Here is a 25,828-nt window from a genome sequence, read left to right as displayed (position 1 = left end):
CTGATGTGTTTCGAATCGGAAACACAAAAACATGCGCGAGTGGCTCAGTTGGTGGAGCACGACCTTGCCAAGGTCGGGGCCGCGGGTTCGAGTCCCGTCTCGCGCTCTTATAAATAAGAAATATTCAAATGAATATTTCTTATTTTTTTGTCCACAATACTCTAATCTGCACAATCTATGCTCCGGCTCTCTCTTTTATTATCTCTTTCTTCATAACCTCCTCTCCCACCACATAACATGAAGTAATACCCTCTTTGGAGTTTTCGCCAATGAAACACCATTCCACCAATAAAAGTATTTTTATTATTTTTCTTCTGATTCCCCTCGCGGCAGGCGCTCTTTCTGCACAGTTTACTGGAAACATGTCCGGCTCCTACGCCTCATTTACAAAGCCTTCTTTCGCACCGCCCGGTATTTTATTTCCGATTATATGGACGATTTTATATCTGCTTATGGGAGTTTCTTCCTATATTGTTGCGCAGTCTGACCATCCGGATAAGCTTTTGGCACTCCGCACATATTTTATCCAGCTATTTTTTAACTTTATGTGGAGCATCCTTTTCTTTGGTTTGTCAAACTATCTGCAGATTCCTTATCTGTTCTGGTGTATTTTCGCAGCAATACTGAATTTTGCAGTTTACCTTCTAAATTAAGCATTTTTTCTGCTTTTCACAGTTAACGCACTTTGAAAAATATGTTATACTACTTGATGAAAAATGACAGGAAAGTGAGAATTACTATGAATAAAAAAGATATTTTAGAAATCAAACGGCGCTTTAAAAAAGAAGCCTGCACCTTTACGAGAATGTGCGGCTGCTACGTGGACGCTGACCGTAATAAAATCACCAAAATCGGAGAAACTTTTCTGAATCTGGAGGACGAAGAATTTTACAAATATTTAGAGATTGCAAAAAAAGTATTGTCCGGCACGATCGGAAACAATCTTTTAGAGCTGAAATTTCCACTTGCAGAGGAAGCTGCCGGCGGCAGACAGCAGTTTCTGATGGGACTGCGCGAAAGCAGACTGAAAAATGATGATCTGATGGACACGTTTTACGATATGATTATTGACAGTTACGATTACGTCGGCAATTATCTGATCCTGATCTTCCACGATGCCTACGATGTCATGACCAAAACTTCAGACAATGACAAATTAGACGAGTCGGAGGAAGTTTACGAATATCTGCTGTGTGCGATCTGCCCGGTCAACCTGACCAAACCGGGACTTGGCTACCGTGAGGACGAAAACCGCATAGGTCCACGTATCCGTGACTGGGTTGTCGGCGCACCGGACACCGGTTTTGTATTCCCTGCATTTACCGACCGAAGCACAGACATCCACTCTGTTATGTTTTATACAAGGGATACCAAGACACCGCATACGGAATTTATGGAAGCCGGTCTTGGCTGCGGTGCTAAGTTTACCGCGACAGAAAAGAAACTCACCTTCCAGAACATCGTCAAGGATGTGATCGGGGAAGATGATGAGGAAAGCGACGCTATGTTTCTTGACATTCAGGGAAATCTCAGTGGTTTGATTGAAGTTCCTGCTGAGGATGAGGAAGAAAAAGAGCCATCACCGCTCACCCTGACCGATATCGCCTCTGTCCTCTCCGACAGCGGACTTTCTGAGGAACAGACAGCTGTAATCGAGAAAACCTACGAGGACACTTTCGGTGAAGATTTACCATCCGCCGAACATTTAGTTGATCCAAAGCTAGTCGAGGCAAATGCGAAACGCAAAGAAAAATTAGAACTAGTAGAACAGGTGGAAAGCCTGAAGCATCAGCTGGAAGAAACCCGCTCCATCCCGGTCGATGATTCGGATGATGATGTCCCGGCAGTCAAAACTTATGATGTCATTCTCCGTGTAAAACCGGAAAAAGTCGGACAGATCCATTCTGATACCATCAACGGTCAGAAATGCCTCATCATTCCAATGGATGAAAATGAGCATGCTGCTGTAAACGGAGTGAATACTACTATATAGCCGACAATACGATGTTCCTGCGGGAAAATATCTGCTGTCCATCAAGGGCTATGTCCGAAAGGCAAGAAGGTGGAACTGAAAAGAATTAAAACAATCGGGATTTAGAGGAGATGCATTTATGCCTAAAATAATTTGGTGCGGTAATAAATCTTGGGATACAGATTTCCCAGAAAACACGTTGCCAAACAATGCAAAACGAATAGAAAGACCGGATAATATTTTTAAAAGCAGTCTGTTATATGGTACCTTACCACTTATTTTTAGTTATGCGATAATATGCATTAAATGGTTTATGATTGGCGAAAAAGCAATGAATCCGATATATGTTCCATTCGGAATAATATTGGGGCTGCTATTGCTGCCTGTTCACGAAGTTTTACATGGAGTTTGTTATAAAAAAGGTCAAAAAGTTTACATAGGAATCTGTTTAAAAAAGTTTGCTGCTTTTGCAGTATGTCACGAACCAATCAGCAAACGTCGTTTTGTAATAATGAGTTTAATGCCTATGCTTTTAGGTATAATACCTTTGGCTATATTTCTTTTATCTCCACCCAATGCATTTCTTTCGGGAATATGTATTCCAATGGGGATTATTGGTATGCTTTCTCCAATGCCGGATTACATGGATGTCCACATTATTTGCAAACAAGTACCTAAAGGTGCTTTCGTTCATACTCAAAATGATGGGTTTTACTGGTACAAATAGTTTTTTATAGAAAAGTAACTCTTATTTGATCATAAAGATTTACGTTCTGCTGCTCATGACCTGAACTGACGGATTTTAAGATTGAATTTTTACAAATGGTAAATTCAAAATATTGCAGTATCATAACTAAAATGCAATGAATGTAAAATGGGCGAATATTGTTTTCGTTACACAATATTCGTCCATTTCACATTCATGCCTTCATAAGCATGCCAGACTGCAATATTTTGTACATAACCTAAATTACTACGCCTCAAGCTTTCTGCAAATGAAATCTTCCATCTGACTCTTAGGAAGCCCCAATATCAGTGACAATTCGCCATAAAGCTCATTTTCTGCAGCCTTTAAATAACGTTCATCCAAAGATGTTATTTTTTTGCCCTGAGCGATCCGCTCTTTTTTTTCGGAAATATAATGTCTTGATAATACTGATCCATGCCCTGAAATCACAGGTCTTTAACGCCTCTTTATATTGCAGTTCCCGCTGTTTTTCATTGACTACCCACAGTTCTTCGATCTGCGGCATCTCCTCGATCAGCTGCTCTGCCTCCTGTCTGGTAATGACTTTTCTCATTGCCACCTTGGCATTATCGGTCGGGGCATATATTTTGCCGTTTCTGTCCTCTAACGGAGCCAAAACATAATACAGCCTGTCCTTATTACTGCCAGGAATATCAATATGTGTGATTTCTTCTACCTGACATACACCTTTACATCCATAAACAATATATTCTCCTACTTCAAACATTTTTTTCTGATTCTCCTTTCTATTCGATTTTAACACGAAAAGTCTGCAACTGTCAGTATATTTCTTTTTCATTTTTATAATTTTGTGAAAACTGCAAGAAAGCTTTCCAGCATTTTTTTGTATATTTTGCATAAGAAATGCTTTCCACAAAATGATAGTAAAACCTTGCATTTGCGAAACTTTTTTCTAAAAAGGAAAAAAGCCGCACATAAAAATGATGTACGGCTTTTCCCGAACCGGCGGACTGGGTGATCCACCGATTCCATATATTAAATTAGGGAAAGGAATTATAAATGTTTCTCTGCCAGAAATCAGCAAAGAAATTTATAGCAAAATAAATTGATTATCTCTGAACACGTCCGGAAGCATCTCCGCCAGCTAATTTCTGAACTTCAGAAACGCTGACCTGATTGAAGTCACCTTCGATAGAGTGTTTCAGACAGCTTGCAGCAACTGCAAACTCGATCGTATCCTGTGGAGCGTAATCATTTAAGCAAGCGTAAATTAATCCGCCGCCGAAGGAATCTCCACCACCTACACGGTCAACGATATGCATTAAATATTCTTTAGAGAAATAGCTCTCTCCGTTTTCATATAACATTGCAGCCCATTTATTATCGTTTGCAGAGATAGAAGTTCTCAATGTGATAGCTACTTTCTTGAATCCGAAACGATCTGTTAATTTCTGGGCAACCTCTTTGTATCCGGCTTTGTTTAACTCACCTGCTGTTACTTCTGTACCTTCAGATTTGATTCCGAATACATCATTTGCATCTTCCTCGTTGGAAATGCAGACATCTACATATTTGCAAAGCTCGCCCATAACCTGTCCGGCTTTTTCTTTGGACCATAATTTATTACGGTAATTTAAGTCACAGCTTACTGTGATTCCTTTTGCTTTTGCTGCTTTACAAGCTTCTAAGCAGATCTCTGCCACATTGTCACCGAGCGCCGGTGTGATACCTGTGAAATGGAACCAGTCAGCTCCCTCGAAAATCTCATCCCAGTTGAAATCTGCTGTTGTTGCTGTTGCGATTGCAGATCCTGCACGGTCATAAATAACTTTGGATGGTCTCTGGCTTGCGCCCTTCTCTAAGAAGTAGATACCTACTCTGTCACCACCGCGGACGATCTTGGAAGTATCAACTCCGAACTGTCTTAAAGAGTTCACACCTGCCTGTCCGATCTCATGAGCCGGTAATTTTGTTACAAAGCTTGCATCCATACCATAGTTTGCTAAAGAGATAGCTACGTTAGCCTCTCCACCACCATAGGTAGCTCCATAGGATGCAGCCTGTACAAAACGATAATATCCTTCTGGTGCAAGACGAAGCATAATCTCACCAAATGTAACGACTTTCTTTGCCATTTTTAAATCCTCCATATTTTAAATCCGTATGTTCCATATAGTGAAACAGTGTTTCACAATTTGTAACCTCATTATAACATCATTCTCACAAATGTCAAATATGTTTTTTCAATCTTTTCAAAAATATTTTTAAATAAGTACTTTTCATTTCCTGTCCCATGCGCTATAATTTATTTAAAAGTGGTTCATATTACAGAACTTTGTTCCGCAATACAAAACTTACAATTTTACATCTACCAGTAAAATTGTAACCGATCATTACAAACTGACAGAACCGAACTACATATTTTTTCCAAAAACAGGAGGAAAACGACTATGGATCGTAAATATGATGTCATCACATTAGGGGAAATTTTATTAAGGCTTTCTACACCAATCAATGGACGCCTTGCGCAGGGCGATACATTAATGAAACATCTCGGCGGTGCAGAGTTAAATATCGCATCTGAGATTGGGCAGCTTGGTTTAAACACTGCCATCATCTCAAAAATACCAACGAATCTGTTAGCAGCCTTTATCAAGAATCAGCTGAATGCCTCCAGAGTCAGTGAAAACTATCTGATTGAAGATCATTCCGACGACAGCCGTGTCGGCATTTACTACTATGAATATGGTTCTTATCCAAGAAAACCCCGTGTTGTCTATGACAGAAAACACTCTTCCATTAATAATATAGAAATCTCAGATGTGCCACAGACACTTTTTTATAATACCCGTCTGTTCCACACAAGCGGCATTACACTTGGTCTTGGTGGAAAGGCACAGGATTTTGCGATCCACTGTATCAAAGAATTTAAAAAGCAGGGAACCCTGATCTCCTTCGACGTGAACTATCGTTCAAACCTCTGGACTGGAGAGGAAGCAAGAAAATGCATTGAAACCATTCTTCCTTATGTAGACATTTTCTTCTGCTCCGAAGACACTGCAAGACTTACCTTTGGAAAAACAGGTACGATCAACGAGATCCAGAAATCTTTCTGTGAGGAATACCCGATTTCCGTTGTCGCTTCCACAGAGCGGACTGTCATCACTCCGAAGAAGCACAATTTTACTTCCATCATCTATTCTGCAAAAAATGATACTTATTACAGGGAAAATCCATACAATAATATTGACGTTGTGGATCGTATCGGAAGCGGCGATGCCTATGTATCCGGTGCACTGTATGGTTATTTAAAACATGGGGACTGCCAGAAAGCTTTGGAATACGGCAATGCCATGGCTGCCATCAAACACAGTGTCATCGGCGATATGGTCTTCACGGACTTAGAGGAGATCGACAGCATTATCAAACAGCATAAGAATACTTCAGGCTATCAGTCTGAAATGAACCGTTAAAAAGAAGAGGCAGACCACACATTTACTGTGCTGATCTGCCTCTTTTTTGCGTAAATTCATACAAGTTCCATACACTCTGCCTCGAAAAATTCTGCCTCTTTCTCATCATGCGTGACAAAAAGAACCGTTTTTCCGGCAGTCTGCATTTTTATGACTGTGGCAACTTTCTCCTTCGTCTCTGCGTCAAGTCCCTGCAAAGGCTCATCCATGATCAAAATATCATACTCTGCCAGAAGTGCCCTTGCGATCGCCACACGGCGTTTCATGCCGCCGCTGTACTCACTTACCGGCTTTCCGGCAATATCGTCAAGTTCCATCTTTTTTAAAAAGCCTGTGATCTCTTCTTTTGTTTTTCCGGTTGTGATATGAATGTTAGTCACCGCATCCAGATTTTTCAAACAGGCGGTTTTCCTGAAATATAGCGCTGATCTTTTGATGCTCCATACCGGAAACCGTTCCTTCATCCGCCTTCTCCAGCCCCATCAGAATCGATAGCAGCGTGGATTTTCCGATACCCGATTTTCCCATAATACAGGTCATTTTTTTCTCCCGGAACGTACAGGAAAAATGATCTAACACCTGATTACGATCATATGTTTTACATAAATTTTTTACTATGATATCCATTTTTTCTCTTTTACCAATTCCATTTTTGTTTTCTACTGCCTTTTTTTTGCTTTGCTCACATACGTAAACCGCAAATTATTTTACACTCAGCCGATGCGCCAGCAATGACAACAGCCACTGAAAAATTTTTTCAAAAAGCACACTCACTGCAATAATGACAAATGTCCAGGCGAACAGGTCAGGTGTCTCCAGATAAATCTTTGCATTGTAAAGTTTTTCTCCGATGGAACCCTTGGGAATGCCAATGATCTCTGCTGCGATCCCCGCCTTAAAGCACATGCCGATCGCAATTGCACAGGCAGAACGAAAATACGCAAAAAGTCCCCCAAAATAAAGGTAATACATTTTGTTCCAGAATGTCATCCGAAAGATTTTTGCCATCTCAAAAAGTTTCCGGTCCAGATGTTCAAATCCCTCCAGAAGATTTGTATAAATGATTGGAAATGCCATGATGAAAGAAATCAGTATTGACAGGTTTCTTGATGGCATCCAGATGAGCACCAGCACAATAAAAGATGCGACCGGAGTAGCCTTTAATACAGCCACCGGAAGTGCAAGGATATCGCGTATTAATTTCACATGATATGCCAATGCAGAAAGCAAAACGCCGCCTGCCGCTGCGCAGAAGAAACCAAGTGCGATGCGCTCCAGCGAAAACCAGATTGACTCCCAGAAGGAAAAGGTTCTCACCAACGAAAGCAGGCACCGCCCCACTGAAAGGGGCGATGCCAGTAATATCTGCTTGTCTAATGCCATGCTTGCAAACTGCCAGAGTAACAGCCAGAATGCAATGGTCCAGAGTTTTATTTTATTTTTCTTCCTAGTCTGCGTTGTAGTAGAAATCATCATTTGGTAATGCTCCACCGACTGCTGCCGGATTCTGTTCAAATAAAATTCCAAGATAGCTGCTTAATTTTGCTTTCATATCATTTCCGGCAATAAATGTAATGTTACATTCCGGGATTGCCTTCTCTGCAACCTGTGCTGCAACAATATCGTAGTTTCCGACTAGGACTGCCGCTTCTGCCACATTGTCATTTACATAGTTTACAGAAGCCTCATACTGCTGCAAAAATGTCTCAACTGCGTCCGGATGCGCTTCAATAAAATCATTTCTTGCGATCACAACTCCGGTAATTAAGGCTGCCTTTGTATCTCCATCGCCGGAAGCCTTCTCCCACTCTTCGGTAAGGTCAAGTGCCACACGGATATTTTCATTCTGTGTCATTGCCACAGTCACAAATGGCTGTGGAAGCATTGCCACTGCATCCTCATTTGCTGCGAGTGCTGCCACACATTCAGAATGCTCGGATTTGTATTCGATTGTGACATCTTTTTCCGGGTCAATGCCATTTGCAGTCAGCATATAGTTTAATGCGTATTCCGGTGTTGCACCCTTTCCGCTGGCATAGATGGTTTTTCCTTTTAAATCAGCAACACTCTGTACACTGTCGCCATTTTCCACAATATATAATACACCTAACGTATTGACTGCCAGAACGCTGACATCCACACCCTCTTTGTTGTACAAAACAGATGCAAGGTTTGCCGGAACTGCTGCAATGTCCACATTTCCCTGCACAATCTGCGGTGTGATCTCATCCGGTGATGCTGCAATGGTAAAATTGTAATGATTTGCTCCGGTATCTCCATTGTCGGAATCATCCATCAGCTTCACCATTCCCATAGCTGTCGGTCCTTTTAAGGCGGCTACATTCACATCTGTCAATTCGCCTGCTGCTTCAGTTTCTGTACTTGCTGCTTCCTCTGTTGATTCTGTGACTGCTTCGCTGGTCTCAGTCTGCGGAGTGGCTGTATTCTCTTCCACTTTGTTTCCGCCGCATGCTGCCAGCATCACACAGGACATCATAAGAGCCAGTGCTGATACAAGTTTTTTCTTCATAATATAAATTCTCCTTCTGGTCTTAAGAATATCTCAGGTCAGTTTTTTCTTCCCTGTCAGACCGAATTTAGTATAAACGAATTTATATAGAATCTCAAGTATGTTTTTTAGTACATGTTAATTTTTTAACAACCTTTTTCATATAATGCTGCCACATTCTTATTCTTCCACGGATTCTGTGACTCCGAGAAAGATTGGCATTTGTGTTTCTGTGTCAATGATGGCATAGACAAATGGGCGGTCCAGATGCACCGTTTTTATTTCAGGTTCATATAAGGACATCGATTCCACCATTCCGACAACCGTTGAGGCACCCGCTTTTGTTCCCTGCTCATCAACTTCGATATAGGTTTTGTGCAGTACCATGTTGATATAGATATTTCCATTATCACTGGTTCCAATTCCTCGAAAATCTGCCTGTTCCTCATCAAATGCATCTGTCATTCCCATGTTCTGCAAGGTATCTTTTAATTCTATTGAATATTCGGACTTGAATTTTGGGATTGCTGCATCCACTTCATAATCCGTGCTGGCATTTTCAACAAGACCGATCAGTTTTTCTGCTGACAAATGACTGATATAATCCTCTATGCTTATCCCTTCTTTTGGAAGCAATGCCATAAAACTGTATCCATCTTCATATGGTCGGATAAAACCGGTCGTACTGTCATCTTCCAGATAATATGCCTCTGTGGAATACATCATATCCACCGTCTGCTGTGCTCCATTTTCAGAAGTAAATGTGCCTGACTCTACATCCTCCTTCTCATATGGAGACTGCCACTTTGCATCAAAAGCAATGGCATTGATCAGATACATTACCGAATTGTCTTCGATTTTCTCTAATATCTCCGGGATCATTTTTTCTGTTTTTTGCGAAACCCAGGTATTGATATCTTTTAATGTATGCTCATCAAAAGGTGCCTGATAAATTTCCGCATCAAATAATTTACTGTTTTCTGACAGGAAATCATTCTCCACATGTAAGGTGTCTGCATCTTTCAGCCAGATTGAATTTGCAATGTTTAGATGCGCATTCTCTGTATCAGCCAGTTTTTTCATATACGAAGAAAGTTCTCTGCCCTGCTGCCCTACCGGTGTTCCATCCGACAGAACCTGCTCCATCTGTGACAGCGTATCACCTTTTGCACCATTTTCTGTCATGGTAAGCGCTGTTAATACTGACAATGGAGATATCATCTCATTTTTTCCATCCTCATATGTCTGCTGCAGCAGATTCAGGGCAAACTGACAGTATCGGTATTGGTAACCGAAGGATGTTTCTGTGCTGTCATCTTCCGCTTTCTTTTCTGTCGTATCAGCCTCTGCCTGCTGATCCTCATTTCCTGTATGATCGGCGTTTTGTTCACTGTCCTCCGACTGTTGCGGCGTCAACCGCTTCGTCGTATCAGATAATCCACTGCCACACCCGAATAATCCTAACGTCATACATCCGATCAAAATTGTAACCAGTTTTCGTTTCATATGCTTTGTCCTCCTTTTTTCGATGGTTATGTAAATATGTTCTTCTACTGCTGTTATCTTTCTATAAGGAAAGACGCTGATTTTTACAGTTGGTTACAAAAAACTAAAAATATTTGTTACTTCTCACTCCCGAATCACTTTCTTCAGCAACAAAACAGCAACTGTTTTACTACTGACTAAACAGTAACGATTACTCTCAAAATTTTCAAAACTCATTCATAAACTTCTTGCTTCTTATATACGCTCTATGTTACAATAATTCAAAGCATATTTTACAAAATCTTCATGACATTGTCATCTATATTCTAAGAACGACAGATTAGCCCCAAATAGTCTGCGTACTTCATTCGTATCTATGCTTTCGTTACCCATTAACCAATTAAAAAGCAGGAGACGAGATGAACTTAGAATCACAAATAGTTATATTCTCCTGCAATCAGAGAACAGTTAAAAAAACTGTCCTGCCAATTTCAGGAGGAAAAAAATTTATGGCAAAATGCAAAAGAAACCGTAACAGAGCAAAAAGAAACTTTACATTCAAAACACCAGCGGCAAACCGTAATTATAAAGACACCGTTTTTCGGATGTTGTTTTCTGACCGGAAAAATCTGCTCTCTCTTTACAATGCAGTCAATCAGAGTAATTATAAAAACCCGGAAGATTTGGAGATTGTGACACTCGAAAATGCTATTTATATGGGAATAAAAAACGATCTGGCATTTATCATGGATACGAATCTGTATCTGTATGAACATCAGTCGACCTACAACCCTAATATGCCACTTCGAGATTTATTTTATATTTGCAGTGAATACCAGAAACTCGTGGATAAAAAATCACTGTTTTCTTCCACCTTACAGAAAATTCCTGCCCCAAATTTTATCGAATTCTACAATGGTTCAACGGTAATTTCTGACTGTACAGAACTTCGGCTTTCCTCGGCATTTGAATGTCTGACAGGGGAACCAAAACTTGAGTTAATCGTTACGGTTTTAAATGTCAATGAAGGACACAATGCAGATTTAATGCAGCATTGCAGTATGTTAAAAGAATATGCACAGTATGTTGCCAGAGTGCGCCACTATGCATCAGACATGCCTTTGAACGAGGCCGTAAAACATGCAGTGGATGAATGCATCCGGGAAGGGATTCTGGCGGAATTTCTTACCCAGAACCGAAATGAGGTCATCAGTATGAGTATTTTTGAGTATGATAAAGAATTAGAAGAAAAAAATTACGAAAAGCAGAGTTTGAGGCAGGACGCGAAGCCGGACATGAAGCCGGATTTGCAGAGGGTGAAAATCACGCTGCTCTTGAAATTGCCAGTCGAATGCTACAATCTGACAAATTTTCCTTAGACGAAATCGCCAATTTCTCTGGTTTGTCTATCGCTGAAGTAAAGAAACTGTGCACCGATAAACAATAAATTTGAACGCTTTCCCTGCCCCAAAACCTTATTTAATCCAACGGCACTGCATACAGATAGGAAATCCCCTCTTCATCCCGCAGCTGTAATAATTTTTTCTTCTGGCAGACGATTGAAAATCCATAAATACGCAGTCCATCCTGCTTTACACTCTCGATCATCATATCGTAAGGAATTTCCTGATACCCATTTAAAATCTTCACAATCTCCGGATGATCGCGCAGATAGCTCAAAAGACTGATAAAATGCGTCTCCATTTTCTCTGTATCCTCTGATATATGCCAGCTGTCTGTATCCGCACGATTATCAAGCTGGCAGAGATATGGATAAGTCTCCCTGTCCCAGTCGATGCAGCTTCCACTTGGATTAATCAGCATCCCAACCGGTACAGAGTCACACATATAGCCATCTTCATCGGATGTATAGACTGCACACCACAGCTGTGCGTCCATCTCCCTGTTTTTCGCCCAATTATAAAAATCTGCATAACTGGTCAGTTTTTCCAGGGACGCGTATGCAATGTAATACGCATTATCATCCAGTTTCTCAATAGACGCATATGCTTCCTCCTCACTTCCTGCCGGTCCCCAGAATTGTCTGGTATCTTCGTCGAAAAAATGTATTCTAGAGTATTCTTCCACCTCTTCCGGCACCATAAACGTATTTCCATAAGGCATTTTGAACTCATCTGTATTATAAAGCGTCAGCTTCCCACGCTTTAGCCTGCCGTTGACGGTTGTAAATTTTCCGCCAAATGAAATCCCCTGCGGAATAGAAATATTGTATGTTCCATAACCCTCTGCCACCGCATTGACTGTGTTCCGGTAACTGCCCGGCCAGAACAGTTCGGAATATACAGAAAGGTCAAGGCTCATCCGTGTTGTTGTAATATCACTGCCTTCGCCTATTCCCACCACTTCATTTGGATTATAGTAAAAAGCCGATACAACCTGCGGCAGAACAAAGATCACACAGAGCACGACGGCAAGCACGCCTGTTCCGACGATCACACCCATTTTCAAAAAAGTTCGCCGGATCGTTTTCTGTATCATTTTTACAAAACGCTGTTCCTCTTCGGATTCTGCATCATTGCCCTGCACAAAAACCTCTTCTTTCTCCTGCCTTTGAAGTACTTCGAGTCCCGGAATCTCCTCTTTTTCATAGAGGTACTCACTGATAGCTTCCTGCTTCTCAATGGCATGTTCCACTTCATCTGTCTGTGCCTTGTCTAATTTTCCTTCCTGATATAATTTTAACAATTCACGATAAGTCATAGTTATGATCCTCCATGTAAGTCCGCAGTTCACGCTTTGCCCGATATGACAGTACCCGTACATTTTCCGGTGTCATTTTTAAGATCGCCGCAATCTCTTTCTGTGACAGTCCGCCAAAATACTGCATCAGCAGAATCTCCCGTTTCCGTTCTTCCAGTTCATTCATTGCCTGATAAAGGAGCCTGTTTTTCTCCTCTTTCAAAATGCCTTCCAGAACCTCCTGCGATGCGGTATTCTGTATCTGTTGCACTTCACCAAGCGGTACTTTCTCTTTTTCCCTGCGGTAATAATTGAAAAAAAGATTGCGCGCCACCAGATACAGCCATGCACGCATGTTTGTGTGGTCATCCGGCAGCGAAAGCAGTGCTTTTAAAAAAGTTTCCTGCAAAAGATCCTCCGCAAGACTGCTGTTTTTGCACAAAGAGTAGAGGTAAAGATATATTTCTTTGCGATATTTCTGATATAGCTGCTTTAATATATCTTTTTCCATGACTCCTCCTCTCCCGTATAAAAACGACCGTCCCCATTCCTGTGACTCAGCCTGCGCTTTTGGAACTTCATCTATATAACAATCCTTTTTGAAAAATGTTACACGGAAATTTTATTTTTTTACTTCCAGTCGTTTTTCCCCTTTGAGGTCAACACAGTTCACGCAATACCATGAGGAGTTCCTCCTCGGTCAGATTCTTCGTCTGGATGGTAAACGTCACACCTTCCTTTGTAAAAATCGCGAGATAACATTCATCCTCCGCTGCAAGACGTGCGATCGTCACTTCCCTATTATTGATCACAGAAGTTTTTAAATCATCATCCTCAAATTCCGTGATAATCCCGGATTCCATCGTGCGGACACCGATCTCAAGGCTTCTGTTTCCATCCTCACTCTCATACAGAAATGTATTATTATCATCCACTACCTGATGATCTTTATTATAATAAATACTTCTTTCAGCCGTGGTCTGATTTTTCTCTTTTTCCCCGTCCAATGGCTGTATACTGCTTTGTACATAGGCTGTATCTGTATCATGCTCCTCTGCATATGCCACAAGATTTTCCGGCAGATTTTTTGGAAAAACAGTCACTCCATAATACTGCTCTAATTCCTCTGCACTCATACGCTCTTCCTGTCCATTCCCCACATCGATTGCAATCGTTGTCAGTTCACTGACCTCGTTGATCGTGATCTGCTCGTCTGTATCTGCAAAAGATTCTGACTCCACACTCTCTGTCTGTTCCTCTTCCGCCTTTGCCACTGCAGTTTCGTTCCCCTCATTTGGGGCTGATGCACCTTCGTTCATCCCTTCTGCGACAGCACTTTCTGTCTCTGCGCCTGTATCTTTGTTCTGTACCCACAGATCAAATGATACCACTGCTCCAGCCAGCAGAATACACACACACGCCGCCATTGCAGTGAAATGCTTAAGATTTCTCTTTTCTGTGCTGCTTTGCTCCACTGTTCCGCTTCTTTTACATAAGCTGGATCGATTTTTCCGATCACATCTATCCAGTCCGTCTTTTTCATAATGCATAGCCCTCCTTTTTCAGATAGTCCAACAATTTACCCCTGACACGAAAAAGTGTTGTCTTCACCTTTGCCTCACTGCATGCACAGCGCTCTGCAATCTCTGTAATATTATCAAAATACCAGTATCTCCGCACAAACATCACGCGGTGCTCCTTCGGGAGATTTTTGAGGAAATGATTGATACACGCCACTAATTCCTGTTCCTCTATGTAGTGCGATGGCTCTTTTTTGTCCACCTGATCTGTCAGTTCATCAAAAATAAACTCCACTTCCCCTTTTCCTCTTTTTGCCGTATGCAGTTTCCGGTATCGGTCCAGACTTAAATTTCTTGTGATTGCACCTAAAAACGCAGATAAAATTGCCGGTCTCTCGTCCGGCATAGCGTTCCACGCCCTCAGCCAGGTGTCATTGACACATTCTTCACAATCTTCTTTATTCAAAAGAATATTTTTCGCAATCCTGCCACAATAACTGCCGTATTTCTCTGCCGTGTGTCCGATCGCGCCCTGATCTCGGTTCCAATATAAATCAATAATCTTTTCATCTTCCATTGCACGTATCCTCATGTTCCCCATTGTTTTTACACGGATTTATTTCATTTTCTCATATTTCTCTTCACCTGGAAAGACGCAAATGAATTGGATTGGTTACACAAATTTTACACATATCAAAAAATCCGCACCTTATTTTTAAGGCTGCGGATTTTCTGATCTCTGCTTTTCTATAAACTAACCAAATCTCAAGCTGTCTCCATGGTTCAAAATCGGTGCACTGTACAAAAACAACACATCCTGATATTCCGTGTCCCCTAAAAGCTCCAGCGCATGCGAAGCTGAGACATACCGGAGGTCAACCAGCGTTACTTCCTCATAATACTCCGCTAAAAGCGGTGCGATACTGCTGCCAAAAGAATCCCTAAACAGCAACAGCTTCTTTCCATTATGGCACTCCGGATTCTGAATGGTCAGAAGCGCTCTTGCACCCCACAGATAAAAATCATAATCATCCATCCCACCGATTTTTTCCGGTGCATAGACACTTACGTTCTGTTTTCTTTCATAATCATAGACCTGCATCCGCTCTATAGACAGATCTGTCCGGTAAATCATCTTATCCGGTGCGGTTTTCCATGCAGAGGCTGCCCCGTAAGCTCCGACAAAATCCTCTGTGGCAATCTGCCAGCCGTCAGATATTGTATTGGTCTGCTGTCCCATAGACTGCACAAGCGTATCTACTACGCCTGTAATTTTTCCTGTTTCCAGTGCAGATCCGTGCGGTAATAATCTTTCAGATGCAGCTTACCGTATAAACTGATTTTCTGTGCCGAAGGGATCTCCGCCTGTATCATCTCATCCAGCCTTTCATAATCCAGTGTTGGATACTGTTTATCTGCCAGATAATAATTTTTGTCCGGGATGACTGCGACATAACAATCTGCGTTCTGAAATTGTTCTGCGCAGAGCTTCTCTACGGAATCTGCCACTCTGTCCACATTCTTTTCATTTAATTCTGCCTCCAGATGATAAATTCCATCCTCAACTTTAAAATAACCATTGGTATCCGCTTTTCCCAAAAGTGCCGTCTCCGTCTCCGCTTTCACTGTGCGCAATCCGTCCCGCACCGGAAACTGCTCGGAAAAATACGTTTCCAACTGCTCCATATACGTTCCATCCCAAAAAGCAGCCACTGTAAATGCCGGTTTCTTCGCAAGTTTCCGTCTCTCCGTCTTAGAAACCGCCTGATCCGGCAGCAGAAACGCCGCCACCGGGACACAGACAAGTGAGAGCAGAAAAACAACTGCTGCTATTTTTTTCTTCCAATCCATGCTTCTGCCCTCCTCATTAACGATCCGGTGTCAGATAAATGTGGTTTTCCACTCACTCTCCCTAAAACCGGAAATATAAAAACGGGTGTACCGAACTTCCCAGTAAAAATGCCGTAGCAAGCACCAGTCCTGTCAGTATATAACAGCTCTGTAACAGCCATCCTGACTTTTTCCACATGTTTGTATTTTTTAATCTCTGAACCCACATTGCAGGAAACGGTGTCGCACCGGCGCATGCGATGAGCAAAAGTATCAGATAGCTCTTTATCTCATAAGCTGCCATCGGTGTCATTGCATTTCCGTAACTTCCGGCTAATCCTAAAAACTGTTCTTTTATCTCACGGACACTCTCCACACGGAATATGACAAAACTAAAAAGGACGACCAGAAGAACATAACCATGTTCTATGCTGTTTCTGGCACAGATCAGAAACATATTTTTCCTGTTACCACCATTACTGTCATTATTTGCGGATATGTCTGCTATTTTAAAGGATCTTTCTTTCCATTTTTTCCGATTAATTTCTCTGCACTTAAGAATACGCCAAAATACAATCCCCACAGCGCAAAATTCCATCCTGCACCGTGCCACAGCCCACTGAGCAGCCAGACAACGAACATATTAAAACACCATCGCAGAACGCTCACCCGGTTGCCGCCCAGCGGGATATAAAGGTAATCGCGGAACCATCCGCCCAACGTCATGTGCCATCTGCGCCAGAACTCCGAGATACTTTTTGAGATAAAAGGATACCTGAAATTCTCCGGGAACGTAAAACCTAATATTTTTCCGAGTCCGATCGCCATATCGCTGTAACCGGAGAAATCATAGTAAAGCTGTAACATAAACGCAAGGGCAAGCACCCAGTAACCCAGTGTGCCGATCCCTGCGCCTTCCGCACGGATTCCTGTTGTCACGACTGCTTCCGTTTTTGCTGCTGTTTCAGATATATTTTGCAGCGCCGAGACAAGCGGTGCAAGGGAATCTGCGATCAAAACCTTTTTACAGAGGCCACAGACGAACCTTGCCGCACCTTCCCCGGTTTTTTCCCATGTGATCTCCCGGTGTTTTAATTCCGCCTGCACGGATTGAAAGCGGACGATCGGTCCGGCGATCAACTGTGGAAACATCGTCACATATGCCGCAAAATCAACAAAATTGTGTTCTGCCGCAACCTCTCCCCGGTAAACATCCACATAGTAACTGATGATCTGAAACGTGTAAAAACTGATGCCGACCGGAAGTGCGATCTGCACCATCGGAACATGTGTACCGAGAATCCTATTTACACTGTCTGCCAGAAAATCCATATATTTAAAAAATACCAGCAATCCCAATGTCATTGCCGTAAAAATCCCGACCACAAGCCTGTCATGTCCACCCTTGTATTTTCCGGATCTGTCTGCCGGATCAGCAGCACTGACACACTTCTTCTGTCTCTGATATTCGATGCATCTTCCACCCATATAGCCGGCTGTAACAGAAAAAAGGAGTAGCACACTGTATTTTGGCTCCCCCCACAAATAAAAAACGAAGCTTGCCAGAAACAGTATCAGATTTTTCACTTTTGCCGGTGTCAGATAATAGATCACTAATACCGCCGGTAAAAAATAGTATAAAAACGTAATACTTGAAAAAAGCAAGCTTCGCACCACCTTCTGTATTTATTTTTTTAACGCTAAAAACGCTTCTTTTGCTGCATCTGCAACATCTTTGTCTGCCATGATGAATAAAATCACGTCGCCAACGTTTTCCACAACAACGCTCTCTGCTTCAACACATATCCACTTTGCCGGATCGGCATTTTCCTCTAAAAGCTTCTTGGCAGCTTCGATATCCTGATCTTCACTTACCCGGAGCAATACACACTGATAAGCGATCGAGGACATCATCGGTGCAGAGTACACGGAATCCGTATAATCAATCTCTGTCGTTCCTAAAATATATTCTTCTTCTGCTTCGGTAATCTCCACGTTTTCAAAATCATCTGTGTAGCTGAAGTAATCGTCATCTGTTTTTGCTGTTTTATAAATCTCATCCAGAATATCTGCACAGCTTCCCTCCAGATTTGCCGATGTATCCAGCGCACCCTCTGTTGCCTCTGCAGTGATATTTCCATCATCTGCAACCGAATCTCCGGTTTTATTTCCACACGCAGCAATGGAAAGTGTCATTGCCGCCAGCAGAATCCATGCTATTTTTCTCTTCATATTCCCTCTCATTCCGGCGTTCATAGACGCCCAAAAATTCATTTTCACAATCCATTGTGATGTGACCATCATTATACTATAGATTGTTCCCTTTTCCTAATGAATTTTTTCTTAATATCCGAGGAAATTTCTGGATACTTTATGATTTTGCAGTCAGAACCGATACAAACTGAAATCTCTGATCCATCCAGTTTCCGATCATTCCGATCACTTTTCCCATGGTAAATGCTGCCAGCACTGTCCCAATGCCAAGTCCATCTAAATGTCCCAAAAAGCAGACGGTAAGAACTGCTGTCACACACAGGCAGATCACATCATAACCTATTTTGACTCTGGAATAACGCACGCCTGTAATCTGTGATAATTCCCTCGGAAACAAGTCCGTCGGAATGATCGGCAGTCCACAGCGGTTAGAAAACGCAATGCCAATGCACAGCAGCAGATAACTGATAACAAAATACAATACGCAAAATCCAAGAGATTTTGGCAGAATATCAATCCACGCTTCATGCAAATCCAAAAGCTCGCTGAATGCAAATCCGACCACAAAGCTGAACAGATATGCCGGAACAAATTTTTTGCGCATGATCATCAGACTTAAGATCAGTGCTGCCTGAAAAATATACGTCCAGGTACCCAGTGAAATGACCGGTGCCACCTCTGAAAATGCAAATGGTACACTGGAGATTGCGGAAATTCCCGCACCGGAATATAACATTAATACCACACCAAAACTGTTGATCATCACCGTGATAAAAAGCGCCAGTTCTCCACGGAAAACCGTTCGTTTTTTCCCATTTTCCTCTTCCACTGGTGCTTCGCTTACAAATTGCTGTTCTGTCTCTTCTTTTGTATTCCCACTCATTTTCTATGAATCCCTTTCCATGACTTTCTGGTGCCTCTTACATGCCATCATATATCTATGTCTTTTACCACCACGAATCAATTTACTCCTGTTTCTTATAAATAACAAGTAAATTTTATTTTGGAATCCATAGTTTTTGTCTATAGGAAAATCGTAAAGCGCATGCCGTCTTCCACAGGCTCAAATACATGGCGGAATCCCTCTTTTTTCAGCAGTTCCCGCACCACATAAAGTCCCAGCCCGTTGCCCCCGGAAGCTGCCCGCGTGTCGTCCACACGGTAAAACGGCTCATAAATATAAGCCAACTGCTCCTCCGTCAACGGTGTACAGCTGTTTTCGATCCAGATTTTGTCTATGTCTGCGGCAATTGTGATCTGCCCGCCCTGCTCTGTGTACTGTACCGCATTGCCGATCAGGTTCGACCACACTTTCTGAAATGTATTCCGGCTCATAAACAGCATGCAGTCTTCCGGGATACTGTCTGTCACCTCCAACTTTTTGTCAGCGATCTGCATCGCATATTCCTGCAGCACTGTTCCAATTTCCCCGCCTGCATAAAGCTTCTGTTTTTCCTCTTCCTGCAGATCCTGCACTTTGGAAGTATCTAAAATATCCCTGACCATTCCGCTCAGTTCATCCACTTTGGCAACTGCTTCCGCAAGATATTTGTCACGATCCTTGTACTTTCCTATATTATACTGCATATTTTCCAGCAGAATCCGCAGTCCGGAAAGCGGTGTTTTCAGTTCATGAGAAGCGGAACGCAGAAAAACAGTCTTCGACTTTTCCACTGCGAGCATATGCTCTTTTTCTTCATCCAGACTCCGGATCGTTGCAAGCAGCTGCTCATAAACCTGATTGATCTGCTCCGCCAGAAGTCCGACCTCATCTTCGTCCTGCACATGAAATGCCGCTTCCGGTTTTAAATTTTTCATATCGTTCGTGACATTCAGCATGTGAAAAATAGGTCTTGTAATGCGTCTCGAATATAAATAAGAAAAAACAATGGAAAAGAGAATGGCAGCTCCGAACGTAAACGGCAATAAAAATGTGATCATATCCACCGCCTCTTTCACCGGCATGGCACTTGCCATCACTTCCACCTGGATTTCAATCCCATCGTCTGCTTCCATTGTTTTATTTTTCACAATAATCGATTCCGCATTTTCCAGATTGCTCACATCAAAAACCATATCGGCATCGGTATACAGTGATATTTGGAAATCCATTCCCATATAAGTAACTTCACTGCCGGCACACTCTACCGTAACATTGACATTATTTTGTTTTGCAAAATCAGAAAAAATCTGCCCCGCTTCCGCTGCAGTATTCCTTTTTATCTCCTGCTGCAATGTCTCCATTTTCTTTTCCAGCTGATCCTGCATCCGGCTTAAGTACACCTTCGGATAGAAAAAATAAATCATCAGATGCATGGATGTTGTGATAAAAAGCAGCATAAAAAACGTATATAAAAATGTTTTAGGAAATAATTTCATTTTCTTCATATTCAATCCCCTACTCTGTGCGCACCGCTGAATACAGCCTTCTCTTGCAGGCTGATCACTTATTGATAGTTTATGGCAGCTCCAGCTTATAGCCGACGCCCTTCACCGTGATAATACAGTCGAGCTGCAGTTTTTTCCGCAGATTTTTCACATAGACATCCACAACACGGTCAAAAGGGCTTTCCTCCTCACCCCAGATCCGGTCTAAAATCTGATCCCGGCTCACAACCTGTCCCGCATTCTCCAACAAGACTGCTAAAAGTTTGATCTCTTTCGGTGTGACTGCCGCATCTTTTCCAAGATACGTTGCCCGATACCCGGAAAAATCCACCACAGCATCTTTGTATTTCCATGTATTTTCTGTCTTATAACGTGCTCTCAAAAGTGCTTCGATCCGCTTCAAAAGTAGGATCAATGAAAATGGCTTACATATGTAGTCATCAGCAAGGTTGTCAAACGTCTGCACCTGCGTTTCCTCGTCCGTGACCGCCGTCAGCATGATCACCGGAAGTTCACTGAATGTCCGCAGTTCTTTTAACACTTCGATCCCATTTTTCTTTGGCAGCATAATGTCTAACAGCGCCAGATGTATCTCTTTGCTTTTTAAAATTTCAAGCGCCTTCTCCCCATCTTCTGCACAAAAGACCTCATATTCATTTTCTTTTAAAAACTCTGCCACGCCCTCGCGGATTGCTGTATCATCCTCTACAATTAAAATATTCATTTTATACTTTCCTTTTCCTTAATTTAGTACTTCCCTGTTAAAATGTGCTATTTTCCTATAACAATAACACTACTTCCAGTTTATTATGACCTCTAAAGATTATCAACAAAAAAAATTTTCTGATTTCATATTAATTTCACATTAGAACGTTATGATATGTCTATCAAATCAATCAGACAATAGTCTGAACAACAAAAAACAAAGGAGATTTTCTTATTATGAAAAACAAAACATTATCTATCGCAACACTTTTACTTACAGGCGCACTTCTTTTTGCAGGATGCGGACAGACCGGAAATACCACCGGCAATACTTCTTCCACAACAGCCGGACAGGAAACGGCCACAACTGAACAGACAGACAGCACTGCACAGACTGCTTCCGACAGCACTGCTTCCACAAATGATATTTTCACGAACATGGATACTACAGATATAGATGGTAATAAAATGGATTCCTCTATTTTTGCCAAAAACAAAGTAACACTTGTAAATGTATGGAATGTCGGATGTACCCCATGTGTCAATGAAATTCCTGATCTTGATAAGATCAATAGTGAATACAAAGACAAGGGTGCTGCTGTTTACGGACTTTACGGCGACCTTGGCATGGGTATCTCAGATGACGAAATGGCTCAGATCAAAGATATTATGAGTAACGCAAATGCATCTTACACACAGCTTCGTATGGATGGAACGCTTGCCACAAATGAATCCCTTTTAAATATTATGGCATACCCTACCACTTATGTAGTTGGATCAGATGGAACCATCCTTGACACGATCGAAGGTTCTAAGGACTATGAAGGCTGGAAAGCTCTCATTGACTCTTACTTAGCAGAATAGTCACATATAGATCAGGTTTCCGGCAGTTTCCCGGACTGCCGGAACTCACGAAACGAGGCGAAACTTATATGAATATCAAAAAACGCTCTGTCACAGGCATCTTACTTTTAGCTATCGGGGTTTTATTTATTTTAAATGGAATCCATCGAAATGAGCATACCACTGTACAGAATAAGTCAAATATCATCTGTCTGGAATGCATTGGCATCGGATAATAGAAAATACATTACACGAATTTACAAGGAAAGGTTTTTCATCATGAACTGGATAAAAAAACAGCGAAAACATTTACGCTTATGGGTACAGGTTCTTTTCACCGCCCTGACAAATGGATATGTCATCGGTTTTACCGAGGGAAAAATTTACCGCGGCACAAGCAAAAAGCTCTGTGTCCCAGGCTTAAACTGCTACTCCTGCCCGGGTGCTATCGGTTCCTGTCCGATTGGCTCCCTTCAGGCTGTGATCGGCAGTAAAAATTATAAATTTTCCTTTTATGTCATTGGATTTTTAATGATCTTCGGCTCTCTCATGGGACGTTTTGTCTGCGGCTGGCTCTGCCCTTTTGGTCTTGTGCAGGATTTGCTGCATAAGATCCCTTTCGTCAAAAAGATCAAAAAAGTCCCATTTGACCGCTATCTGCGCTATTTAAAATATGTCATCCTTGTTGTGTTCGTCATTGCCATGCCTTTGCTTCTTGTCGGGGAAAGCGGCTATGGAAGTCCATGGTTCTGCAAGCTGATCTGTCCGTCCGGCACACTGCTCGGCGGTATTCCGCTTGTTGCAAAAAATCCGGGACTTCAGCGTGCCATCGGCTTTTTATTTGGGTGGAAGGTCAGCATCCTTGTCATTCTTCTTATTTTATCTACAATGATATACCGCCCATTCTGCAAGTATTTATGTCCACTTGGTGCGATTTATGGTATTTTCAACCGGTTTTCACTCTACCATTACGAGATTGATGCTGCCAAATGTACGAAATGCGGACTTTGCGCAAAGAAATGTGATATGGGTGTCAAGGTTTATGAAAATCCAAACAGTGTGGAATGTATCCGCTGTGGAAAATGCAAAGATGTCTGTCCTACCGGCGCTATCCATTCAGGAATACGTCCCAAAACCGGAGTTTAACTTACCGTGGAGCAGCAGATTTTGTGGTGCTTTCCTAGAGTTTGAAGGGCAGATATAAGCGTCCTTTCACAAGTCAGAATTTTATATGTTAATGAAAAAGAAAAACGGTATAAACGAAATATTATGTTTCTGTTCGCTGGACATTCCGATAAGCCTCTAAAGAGTCTTATCTCCATAGCTCACAAAGAAAATAATATTTGTTTATATCGTTTTTCTTTCATTTACGCTGTGAATGACTTGTGAAAGGACGCTTATACATGCCCAGTCAACATTATGAATCGCACCACAGAATCTGCAATTTACGTTATGGAACTCACGGTTAGGGGAGGAGTGCCTGTTATGGGATGGATTTAATTGGTCTGCATCGGCAATTCGCTTTCTTCAACCGGAACTGCTTCAAGTTCATTATTGAACCAATATGAACCAATATCTGATCTTGTAAAGTATTCAAAATTGCCAGTGGAAGATTTCAGCTTTCCGTTCTTGACCCCATCACAGACATAAATCAGTTCATAGCTTGTCCCATCTGAAAGGTTAAAGCGAAAACTGGTTACATCTGCTCCTGTGTTTTCCTCAACTTGTTTTTCTTTCAATGATAAGTTCTCAAACATATCATATAAGTCTGTTATGTCAGTTTCTGCAACTACTACTTTCTTTTCCGCTGATGTAGGTACTCCTGCATAGTGATACATTTCAATATTTTCAATATCTCCAACTTCAAAAGGAAAGTCAATATTGGCTGTTTCTCCGTTGCAGCCGATCAACCCCATCATCAAAAACAGCAAGGCTGTCATACCTATCGTTTTTTTCATATCATCACATTCCTTTGTCACATTCCGATTGAATTCGTTACTGATCAAATTCTACCACAATCACCAAAAGCTTATTCTTCTTTTTCATGGAGCTGTTTGTATATGGTCTCTGCGTCATAATCCGGCGAGCTTTTCTCTATGACGTCATAGATCTGCCGAATCCGGGAGACAGGTTCTTCTAACATGTCTGCTGTGGCTTCGGCGGTGTATCCTTTTTGATGCTTTTTAATAACCTTCTCTATAATTTTAGAAGCTGCGCCTTCAGTCCTGCCGGCATTTCTGCCTTTCAATTCCGATTCCTTAAAGTCGTCCGCAAACAATTCTTTTAATGCCTCACACATATTCGATCCCTCCTTCAACTTTTCCCAGTTTGCACGCATGACTGCGTCTGCGAGTGCCTGATATAGCTTTGAGTTTTTGTTTTTACTGTAACTTTCTATAAAATTTTTAATCTCACTGCCCGCCTTAAGGTCATTCCTTAAATTGTTGAGCCAGTAGTTATGCTCCTTTGACAGCTTTGGGACTATGACAAGCTGTATCGGGATGGCATCCCCAACGAGGTAGTATATGCCACTGTCCTGCTGTTCCACTGAAAACTTCCGGTCTTGTTCCAATTTGCGGAGCATATTCCTTGGATAATGATAGCATACAAAAGTGATTGTCAGTTCATCTGCCGGGATCAGATCTACTGTCTCCGTATCTGATTTGTAAAGACAGGCGTATGCATAGGTCTTGTAAAAATCATCAATGTCAAGGTCGTCTTCCGGTGATTTGTACTCTATGATATTATACTGCCGGAAGATCCTCCCGATATTCTTTCTGAGTTTTACGTGCTTTTCATTTTTGACCAGCACATCGATCTGCATTGGCTTTTTTGAGATGAGATGTTCCGGATCAAATTCCAGATATTTTGCTTCGTCTCCGAACTCAATCTGCAGTGCCGCATCAAATGCCGGATGCCACTGGATCTTTTCATCGTTGGTATTCAATCCTATTCCTCCTTTTATGATAATAGAATGTTGTGTTTTTTTCAATGCATAGGGTGGATTTTCTGTTGTTTTTTACATAAGTGGGTATGCAAAAACATCAGTCAGATCAAATGCTCCCTGCATTGAATTGTTCATCAAAATGGAATCTCCTGCCGAACCGGCAATGAATTTTGAGGTCATATCCTCGACCTTATATCAGGTTTTGAATCTGCAGACAGAAACGTTGTTAAGAATGATCACGCTTATGAATGCTTCATAATCGTAACTGTTATTTATCTGCGACTTTGATGCAGGCTTAGTATAAAGCAATCCTGGAATTGTGTCAATGAAAATCCGTCAATCTATGTTACGTGCGGCAGAACCCAATATAGGCACTTATTCCATAACCGTGAGTTCCATAACATAAATTGCAGATTTTGTGGTGCTTTCTTAGGGTGTGAAGGGCAGATATAAGCGTCCTCTCACAAGTCAGAATTTTATATGTTAATGAAAAAGAAAAACGGTATAAACGAAATATTATGTTTCTGTTCGCC

At 41.8% G+C, this 25,828-nt stretch carries 30 protein-coding genes, 1 tRNA gene and 1 pseudogene; 9 read left to right on the top strand and 23 right to left on the bottom strand.

The window, feature by feature from the left end; translation table 11 throughout:
• Positions 1 to 33: 33 nt before the first annotated feature.
• Positions 34 to 106 (top strand) — tRNA-Gly (locus ROSEINA2194_RS19470).
• A gap of 69 nt (positions 107 to 175) precedes the next feature.
• On the opposite strand, the gene ROSEINA2194_RS22440 is transcribed toward ROSEINA2194_RS19470, so the two are convergent.
• Entirely contained in the window at positions 176 to 364 is a 189-nt protein-coding gene (locus ROSEINA2194_RS22440; RefSeq protein WP_007890957.1) for a hypothetical protein, read from the bottom strand.
• Between ROSEINA2194_RS22440 and ROSEINA2194_RS23730 the strand changes: the two genes are divergently transcribed.
• The 3 genes from ROSEINA2194_RS23730 to ROSEINA2194_RS19455 all read left to right on the top strand — a co-directional run bounded on the left by ROSEINA2194_RS23730 (position 363) and on the right by ROSEINA2194_RS19455 (position 2,699).
• On the top strand, positions 363 to 653 hold the full coding sequence (locus tag ROSEINA2194_RS23730; protein WP_007890959.1) for a TspO/MBR family protein: 291 nt from the start codon (positions 363 to 365) through the stop codon (positions 651 to 653). The genes ROSEINA2194_RS22440 and ROSEINA2194_RS23730 overlap by 2 nt on opposite strands.
• Positions 654 to 739: 86 nt before the next feature.
• A complete protein-coding gene (locus tag ROSEINA2194_RS19460; protein WP_044929049.1) occupies positions 740 to 1,993 on the top strand; it encodes a DUF4317 domain-containing protein in 1,254 nt (417 codons plus the stop codon).
• A gap of 118 nt (positions 1,994 to 2,111) precedes the next feature.
• Complete coding sequence (locus tag ROSEINA2194_RS19455) at positions 2,112 to 2,699, top strand: DUF3267 domain-containing protein (RefSeq protein WP_007890955.1); 588 nt, start codon at positions 2,112 to 2,114, stop codon at positions 2,697 to 2,699.
• Positions 2,700 to 3,054: 355 nt separating this feature from the next.
• On the opposite strand, the gene ROSEINA2194_RS19450 is transcribed toward ROSEINA2194_RS19455, so the two are convergent.
• On the bottom strand, positions 3,055 to 3,447 hold the full coding sequence (locus ROSEINA2194_RS19450; protein ID WP_330370643.1) for a CarD family transcriptional regulator: 393 nt from the start codon (positions 3,445 to 3,447) through the stop codon (positions 3,055 to 3,057).
• 343 nt (positions 3,448 to 3,790) lie between these two features.
• A complete protein-coding gene (locus ROSEINA2194_RS19445) occupies positions 3,791 to 4,816 on the bottom strand; it encodes a sugar kinase (protein WP_021922821.1) in 1,026 nt (341 codons plus the stop codon).
• Between the two features lie 315 nt (positions 4,817 to 5,131).
• Here ROSEINA2194_RS19445 and ROSEINA2194_RS19440 point away from each other — a divergent pair, with 315 nt between their 5' ends.
• Positions 5,132 to 6,154 carry a sugar kinase gene (locus tag ROSEINA2194_RS19440; protein ID WP_007890951.1) on the top strand — a complete coding sequence of 341 codons (1,023 nt, stop codon included), beginning with the start codon at positions 5,132 to 5,134 and terminating at the stop codon, positions 6,152 to 6,154.
• Positions 6,155 to 6,210: 56 nt separating this feature from the next.
• On the opposite strand, the gene ROSEINA2194_RS22435 is transcribed toward ROSEINA2194_RS19440, so the two are convergent.
• The 5 genes from ROSEINA2194_RS22435 to ROSEINA2194_RS19420 all read right to left on the bottom strand — a co-directional run bounded on the left by ROSEINA2194_RS22435 (position 6,211) and on the right by ROSEINA2194_RS19420 (position 10,169).
• Positions 6,211 to 6,552: an ATP-binding cassette domain-containing protein gene (locus tag ROSEINA2194_RS22435; protein WP_252832760.1), complete on the bottom strand. Its 342-nt coding sequence runs from the start codon at positions 6,550 to 6,552 to the stop codon at positions 6,211 to 6,213.
• Positions 6,527 to 6,781: an ATP-binding cassette domain-containing protein gene (locus ROSEINA2194_RS22430; RefSeq protein WP_007890948.1), complete on the bottom strand. Its 255-nt coding sequence runs from the start codon at positions 6,779 to 6,781 to the stop codon at positions 6,527 to 6,529. The genes ROSEINA2194_RS22435 and ROSEINA2194_RS22430 overlap by 26 nt, the downstream gene beginning before the upstream one ends.
• Before the next feature lie 75 nt (positions 6,782 to 6,856).
• A complete protein-coding gene (locus ROSEINA2194_RS19430) occupies positions 6,857 to 7,630 on the bottom strand; it encodes an ABC transporter permease (protein WP_007890947.1) in 774 nt (257 codons plus the stop codon).
• Positions 7,602 to 8,684, bottom strand: a complete 1,083-nt coding sequence (locus ROSEINA2194_RS19425; RefSeq protein ID WP_007890946.1) for an ABC transporter substrate-binding protein — start codon at positions 8,682 to 8,684, stop codon at positions 7,602 to 7,604. The genes ROSEINA2194_RS19430 and ROSEINA2194_RS19425 overlap by 29 nt, the downstream gene beginning before the upstream one ends.
• Positions 8,685 to 8,843: 159 nt before the next feature.
• The gene (locus tag ROSEINA2194_RS19420) at positions 8,844 to 10,169 is read right to left on the bottom strand and encodes a serpin family protein (RefSeq protein ID WP_007890941.1); all 1,326 of its coding nucleotides are present in this window, start codon (positions 10,167 to 10,169) and stop codon (positions 8,844 to 8,846) included.
• A gap of 488 nt (positions 10,170 to 10,657) precedes the next feature.
• On the opposite strand from ROSEINA2194_RS19420, the pseudogene ROSEINA2194_RS19415 reads away from it, so the two are divergent.
• Positions 10,658 to 11,595: pseudogene (locus tag ROSEINA2194_RS19415) on the top strand (RpnC/YadD family protein).
• 32 nt (positions 11,596 to 11,627) lie between these two features.
• On the opposite strand, the gene ROSEINA2194_RS19410 reads toward ROSEINA2194_RS19415, so the two are convergent.
• From ROSEINA2194_RS19410 to ROSEINA2194_RS19350, 13 genes are all read right to left on the bottom strand, one after another.
• Positions 11,628 to 12,869, bottom strand: coding sequence for an anti-sigma factor C-terminal domain-containing protein (locus ROSEINA2194_RS19410; RefSeq protein WP_007890929.1), 1,242 nt, complete (start codon positions 12,867 to 12,869; stop codon positions 11,628 to 11,630).
• Positions 12,856 to 13,359: an RNA polymerase sigma factor gene (locus tag ROSEINA2194_RS19405; RefSeq protein ID WP_007890928.1), complete on the bottom strand. Its 504-nt coding sequence runs from the start codon at positions 13,357 to 13,359 to the stop codon at positions 12,856 to 12,858. Before ROSEINA2194_RS19405 ends, ROSEINA2194_RS19410 begins: the two co-directional genes overlap by 14 nt.
• 148 nt (positions 13,360 to 13,507) lie before the next feature.
• Positions 13,508 to 14,239, bottom strand: coding sequence for a hypothetical protein (locus ROSEINA2194_RS19400; RefSeq protein WP_172727182.1), 732 nt, complete (start codon positions 14,237 to 14,239; stop codon positions 13,508 to 13,510).
• Complete coding sequence (locus ROSEINA2194_RS19395) at positions 14,164 to 14,391, bottom strand: hypothetical protein (protein ID WP_044929043.1); 228 nt, start codon at positions 14,389 to 14,391, stop codon at positions 14,164 to 14,166. Before ROSEINA2194_RS19395 ends, ROSEINA2194_RS19400 begins: the two co-directional genes overlap by 76 nt.
• Positions 14,388 to 14,945 carry an RNA polymerase sigma factor gene (locus ROSEINA2194_RS19390; protein WP_044929041.1) on the bottom strand — a complete coding sequence of 186 codons (558 nt, stop codon included), beginning with the start codon at positions 14,943 to 14,945 and terminating at the stop codon, positions 14,388 to 14,390. Before ROSEINA2194_RS19390 ends, ROSEINA2194_RS19395 begins: the two co-directional genes overlap by 4 nt.
• A gap of 177 nt (positions 14,946 to 15,122) precedes the next feature.
• Positions 15,123 to 15,617 carry an alginate O-acetyltransferase AlgX-related protein gene (locus ROSEINA2194_RS19385; protein ID WP_172727181.1) on the bottom strand — a complete coding sequence of 165 codons (495 nt, stop codon included), beginning with the start codon at positions 15,615 to 15,617 and terminating at the stop codon, positions 15,123 to 15,125.
• A gap of 11 nt (positions 15,618 to 15,628) precedes the next feature.
• The gene (locus tag ROSEINA2194_RS19380; protein ID WP_007890923.1) at positions 15,629 to 16,219 is read right to left on the bottom strand and encodes a DHHW family protein; all 591 of its coding nucleotides are present in this window, start codon (positions 16,217 to 16,219) and stop codon (positions 15,629 to 15,631) included.
• A gap of 61 nt (positions 16,220 to 16,280) precedes the next feature.
• Positions 16,281 to 16,655 (bottom strand): MBOAT family O-acyltransferase, encoded by a 375-nt coding sequence (locus ROSEINA2194_RS19375; protein WP_007890921.1) that lies wholly within the window; start codon positions 16,653 to 16,655, stop codon positions 16,281 to 16,283.
• 47 nt (positions 16,656 to 16,702) lie between these two features.
• Positions 16,703 to 17,863, bottom strand: a complete 1,161-nt coding sequence (locus tag ROSEINA2194_RS19370; RefSeq protein WP_049888011.1) for an MBOAT family O-acyltransferase — start codon at positions 17,861 to 17,863, stop codon at positions 16,703 to 16,705.
• A 21-nt stretch (positions 17,864 to 17,884) separates the two neighbouring features.
• Positions 17,885 to 18,430, bottom strand: a complete 546-nt coding sequence (locus ROSEINA2194_RS19980) for an LptM family lipoprotein (RefSeq protein ID WP_147334821.1) — start codon at positions 18,428 to 18,430, stop codon at positions 17,885 to 17,887.
• Between the two features lie 139 nt (positions 18,431 to 18,569).
• The gene (locus ROSEINA2194_RS19360) at positions 18,570 to 19,295 is read right to left on the bottom strand and encodes a DUF6198 family protein (protein WP_007890916.1); all 726 of its coding nucleotides are present in this window, start codon (positions 19,293 to 19,295) and stop codon (positions 18,570 to 18,572) included.
• 140 nt (positions 19,296 to 19,435) lie between these two features.
• Complete coding sequence (locus tag ROSEINA2194_RS19355) at positions 19,436 to 20,800, bottom strand: sensor histidine kinase (RefSeq protein WP_007890915.1); 1,365 nt, start codon at positions 20,798 to 20,800, stop codon at positions 19,436 to 19,438.
• A 70-nt stretch (positions 20,801 to 20,870) separates the two neighbouring features.
• Positions 20,871 to 21,524, bottom strand: a complete 654-nt coding sequence (locus tag ROSEINA2194_RS19350) for a response regulator transcription factor (protein ID WP_007890913.1) — start codon at positions 21,522 to 21,524, stop codon at positions 20,871 to 20,873.
• A 218-nt stretch (positions 21,525 to 21,742) separates the two neighbouring features.
• Here ROSEINA2194_RS19350 and ROSEINA2194_RS19345 point away from each other — a divergent pair, with 218 nt between their 5' ends.
• From ROSEINA2194_RS19345 to ROSEINA2194_RS19340, 3 genes are all read left to right on the top strand, one after another.
• Positions 21,743 to 22,369, top strand: a complete 627-nt coding sequence (locus tag ROSEINA2194_RS19345; protein ID WP_007890910.1) for a TlpA family protein disulfide reductase — start codon at positions 21,743 to 21,745, stop codon at positions 22,367 to 22,369.
• A 68-nt stretch (positions 22,370 to 22,437) separates the two neighbouring features.
• The gene (locus ROSEINA2194_RS21425; protein ID WP_021922836.1) at positions 22,438 to 22,584 is read left to right on the top strand and encodes a CD1871A family CXXC motif-containing protein; all 147 of its coding nucleotides are present in this window, start codon (positions 22,438 to 22,440) and stop codon (positions 22,582 to 22,584) included.
• A gap of 43 nt (positions 22,585 to 22,627) precedes the next feature.
• Positions 22,628 to 23,494, top strand: a complete 867-nt coding sequence (locus ROSEINA2194_RS19340) for a 4Fe-4S binding protein (protein WP_044929040.1) — start codon at positions 22,628 to 22,630, stop codon at positions 23,492 to 23,494.
• A 350-nt stretch (positions 23,495 to 23,844) separates the two neighbouring features.
• Here the strand turns inward: ROSEINA2194_RS19340 and ROSEINA2194_RS19335 are convergent, their stop codons facing one another.
• Together ROSEINA2194_RS19335 and ROSEINA2194_RS19330 are read right to left on the bottom strand one after the other, a co-directional pair.
• Entirely contained in the window at positions 23,845 to 24,306 is a 462-nt protein-coding gene (locus ROSEINA2194_RS19335; RefSeq protein WP_044929038.1) for a hypothetical protein, read from the bottom strand.
• Positions 24,307 to 24,377: 71 nt separating this feature from the next.
• The gene (locus ROSEINA2194_RS19330) at positions 24,378 to 25,295 is read right to left on the bottom strand and encodes a hypothetical protein (RefSeq protein WP_044929036.1); all 918 of its coding nucleotides are present in this window, start codon (positions 25,293 to 25,295) and stop codon (positions 24,378 to 24,380) included.
• Positions 25,296 to 25,828 lie beyond the last annotated feature (533 nt).

This window comes from Roseburia inulinivorans DSM 16841, from assembly GCF_000174195.1.
GTDB classification, from domain to species: Bacteria; Bacillota; Clostridia; order Lachnospirales; family Lachnospiraceae; genus Roseburia; species Roseburia inulinivorans.
This window is presented reverse-complemented; position numbering and strand designations above follow the sequence as displayed.